At 56.8% G+C, this 12,574-nt stretch carries 7 protein-coding genes; 4 read left to right on the top strand and 3 right to left on the bottom strand.

What is annotated here, in order from left to right; translation table 11 throughout:
- Positions 1 to 44 precede the first annotated feature (44 nt).
- Positions 45 to 650 carry a hypothetical protein gene (locus NHH03_RS03895; RefSeq protein ID WP_253154433.1) on the bottom strand — a complete coding sequence of 202 codons (606 nt, stop codon included), beginning with the start codon at positions 648 to 650 and terminating at the stop codon, positions 45 to 47.
- 337 nt (positions 651 to 987) lie between these two features.
- On the opposite strand from NHH03_RS03895, the gene NHH03_RS03890 reads away from it, so the two are divergent.
- Complete coding sequence (locus NHH03_RS03890; RefSeq protein ID WP_253154432.1) at positions 988 to 3,810, top strand: 2-oxoglutarate dehydrogenase E1 component; 2,823 nt, start codon at positions 988 to 990, stop codon at positions 3,808 to 3,810.
- Between the two features lie 153 nt (positions 3,811 to 3,963).
- On the top strand, positions 3,964 to 4,776 hold the full coding sequence (locus tag NHH03_RS03885; RefSeq protein ID WP_253154431.1) for a sugar phosphate isomerase/epimerase family protein: 813 nt from the start codon (positions 3,964 to 3,966) through the stop codon (positions 4,774 to 4,776).
- Between the two features lie 61 nt (positions 4,777 to 4,837).
- On the opposite strand, the gene clpB is transcribed toward NHH03_RS03885, so the two are convergent.
- Together clpB and dnaK are read right to left on the bottom strand one after the other, a co-directional pair.
- Positions 4,838 to 7,489, bottom strand: a complete 2,652-nt coding sequence (clpB, locus tag NHH03_RS03880) for an ATP-dependent chaperone ClpB (protein WP_253154430.1) — start codon at positions 7,487 to 7,489, stop codon at positions 4,838 to 4,840.
- A gap of 141 nt (positions 7,490 to 7,630) precedes the next feature.
- Positions 7,631 to 9,574: a molecular chaperone DnaK gene (gene dnaK / locus NHH03_RS03875; RefSeq protein ID WP_253154429.1), complete on the bottom strand. Its 1,944-nt coding sequence runs from the start codon at positions 9,572 to 9,574 to the stop codon at positions 7,631 to 7,633.
- A 695-nt stretch (positions 9,575 to 10,269) separates the two neighbouring features.
- Between dnaK and NHH03_RS03870 the strand changes: the two genes are divergently transcribed.
- Positions 10,270 to 10,926 carry an RNA polymerase sigma factor gene (locus NHH03_RS03870; protein ID WP_253154428.1) on the top strand — a complete coding sequence of 219 codons (657 nt, stop codon included), beginning with the start codon at positions 10,270 to 10,272 and terminating at the stop codon, positions 10,924 to 10,926.
- A complete protein-coding gene (locus NHH03_RS03865; RefSeq protein WP_253154427.1) occupies positions 10,923 to 12,539 on the top strand; it encodes a serine/threonine-protein kinase in 1,617 nt (538 codons plus the stop codon). Before NHH03_RS03870 ends, NHH03_RS03865 begins: the two co-directional genes overlap by 4 nt.
- The last annotated feature ends 35 nt before the right edge of the window (positions 12,540 to 12,574 follow it).

The following is a 12,574-nucleotide window of genomic DNA, read 5'->3' as shown; positions in this document are numbered from 1 at the left end:
GCGTCACAGCGATTGCCGGGAGGGGGTGTCGGCCGCAATGAGTGTTAGGGCCGCGAATCAGCCCTGCCTGCATCGGCAGGCAATCTGTTCGCTGTCAACTCATCGGCAGACAGCGCGTCGGCCAGCAGGCGTGCGGCTTGCCCACGCATCTGGCTGGCGAGTTGTTGAGTTTGATCGTCGTCGGAATTCAATTTTCCCAGCAATCGAGCCGTCTTGAGCAACATTTCGGCGGCATAGAATTGATTTTGTTGCTGGGAACTCAATTCACCGGTTGGTTGATTGGCGACCGGGCGCGGCCCCCCACGGAAATCCTGGTCGGAATCGCTGTCGGGGTCCAGTATGCTGCCCTTGAGTAGGCTTCCGCGACGGCGAATCAGATCCAGCACATCGCTCTGCAGCGGATTGCCGGAGGTTGCATCGGGATCGCCGTCCAGCGCCCGCTCGATCCGCTCTCGCAAAACGGGATCGTCCGGCGCGGGCCCGCGGGGCGGCAACGGTTGGTCAGGCACCACCAGTTCAGTCGGCTGCGACGGTGCCGGCTGTGAAAGCGGAGCGTCGGGTGGGGATTGAGCAACCAGTCCCCATCCGGACACGCACACCGTAGCGGCGACCGCCAGCACGGCCGAACGCCGAAATCGAAGGTTGGTCATGCAAAGTGTCCTGTGAACGGAAGCCGGATGGAAGATTTCTCGAATGACAAACTTTTGAAATCTTTGCTCGGAATGATTGTCCCGTTGCAAAGCCGCGACCACAGAACGATAACGTGGTGATCTGAATTTGGCCAACAACAACTGCGGGCAATGTGACAGATGTTTTTGCAAAAATCGCTCAGGCCTGGCCGCAGGATGGGTGACGTTTGTCGGACCTAATTCTAGACTGTGTGCAACGGGTGCAAAGACATGCGAGGTCGATCGATGTTCCCTAACGACTGCGTTACACGTTCACACGCCCCTCCAAAGACCACGCCCGTGATCGGCATCGGTTGATATGAATAGTTTTAGCTTGGACTACATCGACGATTTGTATGTCCAATACGTGCAGGACCCCGGCAGCGTGTCGGATACCTGGCGGCAGTATTTCGAGCAGTTCCTGGTCGGGAAACCGCCAGTTGCCGCCGCTGGTGACAGCAGCGCCGCAGCGAATGGAACCGCCCATAAACCCGGCGGCAAAACTGGCGGCGACCGCAGTGTGGTCGCTAATCGCAAGGGTTCCACGGGCAACGAAGCCACCGACCAGGCGTTGTGGATGTCGCGGATGCAGGATCGCGTCAACCAATTGGTCCGTGAATACCGCGTCCGGGGGCATTTAAAAGCCCAGCTCGACCCGTTGGGCATGGATCGCGGCGAAGCCCCCGAATTGAGCCCCAAACGCTACGGGCTGAGCGACCAAGACCTGCAGCGTCCGCTGCAGACGACGGCGGTCGAATATGTCCAGGGCGACACGCTTGACGTCATATTGACCAAGCTGAAAAACACCTATTGTCGCTCGATCGGTGCCCAATTCATGCACATCGACAATCGCAATATCCGCGATTGGTTGCAGCAACGAATGGAGAGCACCGAGAATCGGTTGGAGCTTTCGCACAGCGTGCAGCGGCGAATTTATGCCCGCTTGGCAGACGCTTCGATTTTCGAAGAATTCGTGCGCCGCAAATTTGTCGGGGCGAAAACCTTTTCACTCGAAGGCGCCGAGACGCTGATTCCGATGCTGGACTTGGCATTGGAAAAAGCCGCCGAGCATGGCGTGCTGGAAGTCGTGATGGGGATGGCGCACCGCGGTCGTTTGAACGTGATGGCGAACATTCTGAAGAAGCGCGCCATGAACATTTTCTGGTCGTTCGACGATCCCAACCCGGAAATGAGTCGTGGGGGCGGCGATGTCCGTTATCACCTGGGTTACAGCAGCGACTGGAAAACAGCCAGCGGCCACCGGTTGCACATTTCGCTGTGTTTCAATCCCAGTCACCTGGAATATGTCAACACCGTTGCGATGGGCCGCACCCGTTGTAAACAAGACCATGGCGGTGACACCGAACGCCGCAAGGCGATGACAATCCTGATCCATGGCGACGCTGCTTTTGCCGGTGAAGGCGTGGTTCAAGAAACATTGAATCTAAGCCAATTGAAGGGCTATCGCGTCGGCGGCACGTTGCACGTGATCATCAATAACCAAGTCGGATTCACCACCGAACCGGAGGAGGGCCGCAGTTCAACCTATGCAACCGACGTTGCCAAAATGCTGCAGGTGCCGATTTTTCACGTCAACGGTGAAGACCCCGAAGCGGTCGCCCAAGTGGTTTCGCTGGCGATGGATTTCCGTCACGCGTTCCAGCGCGATGTGGTGATCGATTTGTACGCTTTCCGCCGATGGGGGCATAACGAAGGCGACGAACCGCGATTCACTCAGCCACGCATGTACGCCGAGATCGACCGTCGTGCGGGCGTTCGCGAACAGTATTTGAACCGCTTGAAAACGCTTGGCAAAATCACCGACGAAGAAGCCGAGAAGATTCAAAAGAAGCGAACGGAAAAACTGGAATCCGAGTTTGCAGCTAGCAAGCACGAAAAATTTGTTCCCGATACGCAGACGTTGGCCGACAACTGGAGCGAATTTTTCGGTGGACCCGAGCCGGCCGAACCGACCGACACCACGTTTGACGAAGAGAAACTGGAACAGTTGGTCGATGCCGCGACACGGCTTCCCAGTGGTTTTTCACAGCACAAGAAACTGAAACGGTTGATCGCCAACCGTCGCAGTATGGCAACCGGCAAAAAGCCCTTTGATTGGGCAACCGCCGAACTGGCCGCATTCGCCACCCTGTTGTCCGACGGTTTGCGGGTGCGGATGACCGGGCAAGATTGCCAGCGTGGTACGTTCAGCCAACGTCACGCGGTGTTGCATGATGTCAAGACCGGGCAAACCTACATGCCGCTGGAACATCTGAGTGATGATCAGGGGCCGATCGAAATGCACAACAGCCCGCTTAGCGAAGCCGGGGTGCTGGGATTTGAATACGGTTATTCGCTTGATTCGCCTAGCGATTTGGTCCTCTGGGAGGCCCAGTTCGGTGACTTCTGGAACTGTGCCCAAGTGATCGTCGACCAGTTCATCGCCAGCGCCGAAGACAAATGGAATCGGTTAAGTGGTTTGGTGATGTTGTTGCCCCATGGTTTCGAAGGCCAAGGGCCGGAGCACTGTAGCGCCCGCGTCGAACGTTTCTTGGCGATGTCAGCCGAACACAACATTCAAGTTTGCCAGCCCACCACGCCGGCGCAGTACTTTCATTTGCTCCGCCGGCAAGTGATCCGCAAATGGCGCAAGCCGTTGGTCGTGCTGACGCCCAAGAGTTTGCTGCGGCACCCCGAGGTGGTCAGTAGCCGCGACGAATTGTGCCAAGGGACGTTTGAAAAAATTCTGCACGATCCCGATGTCGAAATCAGCCAAGCCAAACGTGTCATGCTGTGCTCCGGAAAGATCTTTTATGATCTGAAAAAGAGTCGTACGGAACGCGGGATTGATGACGTTGCACTGTTGCGGATCGAGCAACTGTATCCGCTTGAAAGCCAAGAACTGCTCGGCGCGCTCGATGGATTGCCGCGTGGCTCGGAAGTCTATTTTGTGCAAGACGAACCGTTGAACATGGGCAGCTGGCCGTACATCAAATTGAACTTTGGTGATGACTTTGTCAGCGCCGGATGGACTTTGGTTCCCGTGACACGTGAGGAATCGGCCAGCCCCAGCACTGGTAGCATGGCGGCTCACCTGTTGGAACAAAAAGAGTTGCTGGAAACGGCTTTTGAAGGGCTTTAACACGATCTTCGAAAAAGTCTTTTGCCATCAAACAGTTCGCGCATCGGTGGCTTGAGCGATCCGCTACAATCACGCCGTCGTCCCATTCGGAACGGCAAGTCTCGCACGGGCGAGCTGAATTGTTTGCAGATAACCATCAGGGCCGAAGCACGGATGAACACGCTTTCCGTAAGCCAGCTATCAACACTTCGTTGGGATCTGGAATCAGAGGTTCATGCTTACGCCGAGCGTGGATTCAACGGCATTGGACTCTATCGTCCCAAACTGGATGACTATGGATTGCAGCGTGCAATCGAACTGCTCGACGAACACTCGATGAGTGTCACGTCGCTGTCTTGGGTCGGCGGATTCACCGGCAGCGACGGACGTACTTTCGAAGATGCGGTGTCGGACGCGATCAGCGCCGTGTTGCAAGCGGTTGAACTGCGTGCGGACACCTTGATCGTCTTGGCAGGCGGCAAAAACAATCACATCCAAACCCATCTGCGGCGGACGCTTTGCCAAGCGCTTTCCCGATTGGCCGCTGTCGCCTCCGAACATGGGATCCAACTTGCACTGGAACCGATTCACCCAGGCTGTGGCGACGAATGGTCGTTTGTGAACGACTTGCAATCTACTTTGGATATCATCGAACGCGTTGATAATCCATCGTTGGGATTGGTGATGGACACCTACCACATGGGAATGGATCGTGAAGCGCAACGTTGGTTGCCCGATGTCGCCCGCCATATCCATTTGGTTCAACTGGGCGATGGTCGTCATTGCCCGCATGGAGAGATGAATCGTTGCCTACTCGGTGACGGTTGCGTTCCGCTGCGAGAGTTGATGGAACGATTGCAAGAACACGGCTATCGCGGGGCGTGGGAAGTCGAATTGATCGGTGAAGACGTCGAAACGATCGGTTACGAACAATTGCTCGACCACACCAAAAGCTATCTCGATCGCACGCTCGCCCAACTCTGTTAGTAACCCCTAGGCCAGGTGCAACCTGGCGAATCCGCTACGCCAGGTTTCACCTCACCTACTATTATCGGAACGTGAAACCGGTTGTGTCGTGATCGACGGTGATGGTTGCACCTTCTTCAAAATTGCCTTTCAGCAACGTGGTTGCCAACTCATTTTGAATCTCGCGCTGGATGACCCGCTTCAAGGGACGCGCACCATAGGTCGGGTCATAGCCTTCTTTGGCGACTTCATCGATCGCGGCATCGGTCACTTCCAGCGATAAACCGTTGGCTTCCAATCGTTTGGCCAAATGATCCAGTTGGATTTTGACAATCTTGCGAATCTGTGCCTGATCCAAAGGTTTGAAGATCACGGTGTCATCGATCCGGTTCAAAAACTCTGGCAGGAAACGCGTCCGTAGGGCTTGTTGCACCGCATCTTGCATTTCATCGGCGTCGCCACCTTCGGCGGCAATGCGTTGAATTTCTTGGCTGCCGGCGTTGCTGGTCATCACGATCACCGTGTTGGCAAAATTGACCGTTCGGCCCTGGCCGTCGGTGAGTCGACCATCGTCCAAGACCTGCAGCAGAATGTTGAACACATCCGGGTGCGCCTTTTCAATTTCGTCCAACAGGACCACGCTGTAAGGGCGTCGGCGAACGGCTTCGGTCAGCTTGCCGCCTTCTTCATAGCCGACGTATCCGGGCGGCGCACCGATCATTCGCGCGACGCTGTGCCGTTCCATGAATTCGGACATATCAATCCGCACCATGGCGTTTTCGTCGTCGAACATGATTTCGGCCAGCGCTTTGCACAATTCCGTTTTCCCGACGCCGGTGGGGCCGAGAAACAGAAACGATCCGATCGGTCGATTCGGATCAGCCAGCCCGCTGCGACTGCGGCGAACGGCATCGGAAACGGCGCGAACCGCTTCGTCTTGACCGATCACGCGTGTGTGCAACCGTTCTTCCATCACCAGCAGTTTGGCGCGTTCGGTTTCCATCATTCGATTGACCGGGACGCCGGTCCAAGCCGACACCACTTCGGCGATCTCGTCGGCCGTGACTTCACGCCGCAGCAGTCGCCGCTCGGATGCCGGGTTGGCTTCTTTATCGTCTTGGTTGGCGTTGGCTTCGCGAGCTTCCAGATCATCCAGTTTGGCTTGCAATTCGGCTTGGCGCGATTGGACCTCCAGCATCTCCCGATACAGGTTTTCGGGGTTCTCGCCTCGCAATTGAGTCTGCTTGGCTTCGGTGTCTAGTTTTGCAAACTGATGCGCCAGTGTCTCGGCTTCTTGGCGAATCGATTGCACGCCTTCCAAGCCGATTTTTTCACTTTCCCACTGTTCGCGCAGATCGGCTAGCTCTTTACCCAGCGATTCCATTTCGGTATGGATTTCGTCGCGTCGCGTGACGATCGATGCGTCGCCGGAATCCTCGTCGTCCAATTGACGCTGGGCGAGTTCCAATTGCCGCAATCGACGTTGAATGCGATCGATCGGTTCTGGCACACTCTCTTTTTCCATCGCGATCCGACTGGTCGCTTCATCGACCAAATCGATCGCTTTATCCGGCAGGAACCGGTCGGCGATGTATCGGTCGGCAAGCGTTGCCGCGGCGACCAGTGCGCTATCGGTGATGCGAACGCCATGGTGTGACTCGTAGCGAGACTTCAGTCCACGCAGGATTGCGATGGAGTCTTCCACGCTGGGTTCATCGACATAGACCGGTTGGAAGCGGCGTTCCAAAGCAGCGTCTTTTTCGATGTTTTGGCGGTATTCGTCCAACGTCGTCGCACCCACACAGCGCAGTGCGCCGCGTGCGAGTTCCGGTTTCAACAGATTCGCCGCGTCCGGTGATCCCTCGGCCTTGCCGGCGCCAACGACCAGGTGCAATTCGTCGATAAACAGAATGACTTGCCCATCGGCATCTTTGACTTCGCGAAGCACCGATTTCAATCGTTCTTCGAAATCGCCACGGAATTTCGCACCGGCGACCAGCGCGCCCATGTCCAACGAGATCACACGTTTGTTGCGCAAGCTGTTGGGGACATCGCCTTCAAAAATACGCAGCGCCAGCCCTTCGGCGATTGCGGTTTTACCGACGCCAGGTTGTCCGATCAGCACCGGATTGTTTTTTGTCCGTCGCGACAGCACTTGAATGACGCGGCGGATTTCGTTGTCACGCCCGATGACGGGATCCAGTTTGCCGCTGGCGGCCAGTTTGGTCAGATCGATGCCATACTTTTCCAATGCCTGGTAGGTGTCTTCGGCATTCTGATCCGTCACGCGTGCGCTGCCTCGGACTTCGCTTGCCGCCTTGAGAACATCAGCGGCGCTAATTCCACACAGCGACAACAGGCTTTGTACTTTTGTTTTGGCTTTGGCCATCCCCAGCAACAGGTGTTCGGTGCTGACGAATTCATCCTTCAACGATTCCGCGGTCTCGGCGGCTTGGTTGAACGCCAACTGCAGTTCTGCGGAGACACTCGGTTGCCGGCCGCCGCTGACCTGTGGCAGTTTTGTCAGTTCGCTGTCGACCAATCCACGCAATTGATTGGCATCGGCATTCATCTTGGACAGCAGCGCACCGGTGATCCCATCACTTTCATCCAGCATTGCCGATAGCAGATGCAACGAAGTGATTTCTGGGTTTCCCGCTGACGTAGCACGCCCTTGTGCTTCGGCGATCAAACCTTGCGCTTTGGTGGTCAATTTGTCGAAACGGAAAGCCATTGAGGGGTGCTCCTGCAATTGAAAAGTGGTGCCAGCGAGGGATTCGCAAGGCGCATAAAAAAGACGGGCGACGTGTCACCCGTCCCACGCCACCACGGCAATCACCGTGGCGGTACAGTTCATTCGATTCAGCGGGTCGGCCTAGTTTTTGACTTCGAAATCGGCATCGATAGCATCGTCGTCATCCGAGTCTGCTCCGGCGGCAGCTGCACCGGCGGCTCCGGCCGCAGCGGCGTCATCACCGCCGGCTGCTTGGGTTTTCTCGTACAACACTTTGCTGAACGCTTTGGCCACCGCATCAAGTTCTTCGGTGGCTTGCTTGATAGCCGCCACGTCTTCACCGGCCGCAGCGGTGTTCACTTTTTCGATCGCTTTGCCCAACGGTTCTTTGTCTTCGTCGGACAGTTTGTCGGCATGTTCGCTCATGTCCTTTTCCAACTGGTGAACCTGTTGGTTGGCTTTGTTGCGAGCCTCGGCCAATTCGAACTGACGACGGTCTTCGTCGGCATTCTGTTCCGCGTCACGACGCATCGTTTCGATATCACTGTCGCTCAGTGCGCCAGCCTCTTTGATCTCAACGGATGCTTCTTTGCCGGTTTTCAATTCCTTTGCCGAAACACTGAGAATACCGTTCTGGTCGATATCAAATTTGACTTCGATTTGAGGAACGCCACGCGGTTGCGCCGGGATGCCTTCTAGATTGAATTCGCCCAGCAAGCGGTTGTTAGCTGCCATCTTGCGTTCACCTTGGAACACGCGAACGGTCACTGCCGATTGATTGTCAGCGGCGGTACTGAACACGTTCTTCTTTTCCACCGGAACTGTGGTGTTGCGTTCGACCAACGCGGTCATCACACCGCCTTCGGTTTCGATCCCCAGCGTCAGTGGGGTCACGTCCAACAACAACACGTCGGTCCGCTCGCCGGCCAACACGCTGCCTTGGATCGCCGCACCGATGGCGACGACTTCGTCGGGGTTAACGCCTTGGTGAGGGTCTTTGCCGAAGATTGATTTAACGACTTCGCGAACCTTTGGCACACGCGTGCTACCGCCGACCAAGACGATTTCATCGATCTCGCTAGCCGCAAAACCGGCGTCTTTCAGGGCCTGCATGACAGGTTTTCGGCAGCGTTCGACAAGATCGTCGATCAGTTCTTCGAACTTGCTGCGGGTGATCTTCATCGTCAGGTGTTTGGGACCGGTTTGGTCCATCGTGATGAAGGGTAGGTTGATGTCGGTTTCGGGAAGAGTCGACAATTCCTTCTTGGCTTTTTCGCAAGCTTCTTGAAGCCGTTGCAATGCCATTGGATCGTTCCGCAGATCGATCGCGTTGTCTTGCTTGAACTGGCCGGCAACGTAGTTGATCAGGGCTTCATCAAAGTCATCTCCACCGAGGTGAGTGTCACCCGAGGTGCTGATCACTTGGAAGACTCGGCTCTCGTTTTCTTCGTCACCACTGTCGGCGACTTCCAAAACGGAGACGTCGAAGGTACCACCACCGAGGTCAAAGACGATGATTTTTTCGTCTTTCTTTTTGTCCAGACCATAGGCCAGTGCGGCGGCGGTTGGTTCGTTGATGATTCGAGCGACTTCCAGACCGGCGATTTGGCCAGCGTCTTTGGTGGCTTGGCGTTGTGCGTCGTTGAAATAGGCCGGGACAGTGATCACAGCCTTGTTGACTTTGTGACCCAAGTACGACTCGGCGGATTCCTTCAACTTGCGAAGCACCTTGGCCGAGATTTCTTGCGGCGTGTACTGTTCGTCACCGACTTGCAGTTTGACGTATTCGTTGTCACCGCCGACGATGCCATAGGGCACCATCTTTTCCTCTGATTCGACTTCGTTGTGACGGCGACCCATGAAACGCTTGGCCGAATAGACCGTTCGCGTCGGGTTGGTGACCGCTTGACGACGGGCCGGCTCGCCGACGATGGTTTCCTTCTTGTCGGTGAACGCGACGACACTGGGTGTCAGTCGGTTGCCTTCGGGGTTGGGGATCACTTTCGGCTCACTACCTTCCATGATCGCGACCACGCTATTGGTCGTACCGAGGTCGATACCGATAATTTTTTCGCCTTGCGCCATGACTAATCTGTCTCCGTGAAAATCGTAGTGAGGTCAAGTTTGTTGCGGCGACGGCAGAGCCAAGGGGAGCCGCGCAGTGACTTTGGGGACCGAGTGGGTTGTAGTGGGTGCTTTATTAAAGGCCGTCGGTGGTTCGGGAACGTCGCCGAGCGGTCTGTCGTTTTCGCCAGTTGTGGCGTTGCAGAGTGTGTTAGGCAAAGCCCGTGCCAGTCGGGTCCCAAGCCACCATAATTTTTTCGACTGCCATTTCGATGAGCCGTTTTTCCCCATTACAAGCGGTTTCTGAGACGTGTCTGCAGAACAAAAACCTTTTCTGGCAGTGCCGACTTGAGCACCCAGTTCGAGGTAAATTGCAGGTTGCCAGATTGACAGCCCATTTGACACGCTGGCCAAATCTGAAACTGTTGCAGTTGCTCTTTTACCACAACCCGGCATGTCAGTTTTGCAGTTGCGGTTGAATCGCAACCCGACGCGTCAGCGACGAATTTAGGGAGTTAACGGGATCCCTCGCTGACGCTTCGGGTTACCCAAAAACAATGCCCCACGCGAAAGCGCAACTTCAAAATCCGAATCCGAGGTTGTCGCAATGCCGTTGTTTTTTAAGTTTTCTTGTCAGAGATCGCCGCGAGGTGGGTCAACTCATTGTACGAACCGATTGCCAGAGCTGATCCCCGTAGTGCGAAGAGTCAAAATCGATGAGCCATTGGCCTGATACGCAACCGACCCTGCTGCAACGCATTGCGGATCCCCGCGATGATGCCGCTTGGAATCGGTTTGATGCGTTGTATCGGCCGGTGATCTATCGCTATGCCCGATCACGCGGGTTGCAGCACAGTGATGCCGAGGCATTGGTGGCCGATGTCATCGCCCGTGTCTTTCGAGCGGCCCAGCGATGGTCGACGGAATCCGAGCCCGGTGACAGTGATCGCCCTTTGAAATTCAGTGCTTGGTTGCACCGAGTTTCTGAAAACGCATTGCTGAATCTTGTGACCCGCCAATTATCGCGGCGTGGCACCGGGGGGACGAGCCATCAATTGTCGCTCGCCGGACGACCACTGCCGGACGATCAGTCGCGAACGGATTGGCAACGCGAGCAGCAACAGCATCTGTTCGTCACCGCTGCGTCGGTAGTCAAATCACAGGTGGAAAGCGAGCAGTGGTTGATCTTTTGGCAAACCCACGTCGACGGCGTGTCGATTGCGCGCGCCGCTGAATTGTCGGGCCGATCGATCGGTTCGGTCTATGCGATCCGCAGCCGAGTGCTGCGCCGGTTGCGGCAGGCGGTCACGCGGATCGAGCGGCTGGAGGAAACCCAGTTTGCCGGAGAGTCCCAACCGGAGATCGACACATGAGCGAGCAGCGCCCCCAGAAACAAGTGAGCCCGGACGATTGCCCGGACGAGGACCAGTGGCACGACTGGGTCGCCGCTGAGGGGGACGTCGCGCTTGCCGACGACGTGCTGCTGGCACATCTGGATCGTTGTCCGTCCTGCCAGGATCGCGTGGCAGCGCTGTCGGAACGAGATGCTTTCTTTCGCCAATCCCGTCAAGCGTTGCAGGCCAGCGGGTTGTCCAGCCGTGACTGGCTGGATGACTTGGCCGACAGTCCGACGCAAGTTCTGCATCAACCGCAAGCGACCGACCAGGCGCATCCGGCGATTTTGTCGTTGGTCAAAACATTGCTGGGGCCGACCGAAGACGAATACTCGCTGGGTCGACTGGGACGATTTGAAGTGCTGGGCGTGGTCGGCAGCGGAGGCATGGGCATCGTGCTCAAGGCTCGCAGCGTCGACGTGGATCGAATCGTGGCGGTCAAGTTACCGTTGCCGCAGTACTGGCAATCGCCCGACACACTGCTGACGTTGGAACGCGAAGCCCGCTCGGCCGCTGCGGTGGTGCATCCGAACGTGATTTCGATCTATCACGTCGACCGCTATCGCGATGTGCCCTACTTGGTCATGCCCTATTTGCCTGGTCAGTCGTTGCAGCAACGGATTCGCGATGCCGGCGCGCTGTCGATTGACGAAACATTGCGGATCGGTCGCCAAGTCGCTTCGGCGCTGGCGGCCGCACATGCCTGCGGCGTGGTCCACCGTGACGTGAAACCCGCCAACATTCTGCTCGGTGCGGGAACCGAACGTGTGGTGCTGTCTGATTTCGGGTTGGCCAAAGTCCAGACCGACGCCACCTGCACGGCAACGGGAACCTTTGCCGGGACGCCGATTTATCTGTCGCCCGAACAGGCGTTGGGCCATGGGGCCGGGCCGGCCGGTGACATTTATTCCTTGGGGACCGTGTTCTGGACGATGCTCTGTGGCACGCCGCCAATGGCCGGAATGCACACGCACGCGATCGTCCGCCAGATCGCTGATTCAAAACTACCCTCACTTTCGGAAAATTGTCCCGGCCTGCCCGAATGGCTCAATCGAATGCTGGCACGGATGCACGCCAACGAGCCTGTAAATCGACCGAGCGCCGAACAACTCGTCGACTGGATCGCGGCTTGTCAGCGGCACCAAAACGACAAGCGATCCCCGTTGCCGGCGGAACTGATGACCAACGTCAAACAGCGACCGACATGGCTGGGCTGGGCGCTGCCGGTCGGCGCCGTGATCCTGATGTTGATTTCGGCCATGGCGCTCCGTCACAGCCAGACTACGGATCCAACTCAAATCACGCAGCAACCGTCAGCCGAGCCCGCGCTGGTTGCGCCGTCAGCCACTGCTGAAAAGGTTTCGGCCACTGCGGATCCGGCGACCAGTGAATCAGACTCGATAGAGACTCGTGATCCGGCTATCAGCACTTCGCCGACCGTCACCTTTGAGCCCTTTCTGGACCAGGTTCGAACGGAATTGGAAACGATCCAACAGGTCACGCTGCCACGCTGGGAAAACACGATCGGCGATCTGGAACAAAACGCGTTGCCCCCACCGACCTCTTCTCCTCTTCCGCCCACCGGTCAATGACCGGCGGCACCCCGCTGGAACCAACCAGCCATCCG

Source organism: Stieleria tagensis, from assembly GCF_024129865.1.
In the GTDB taxonomy this organism is placed as follows: domain Bacteria; phylum Planctomycetota; class Planctomycetia; order Pirellulales; family Pirellulaceae; genus Stieleria; species Stieleria tagensis.
This window is presented reverse-complemented; position numbering and strand designations above follow the sequence as displayed.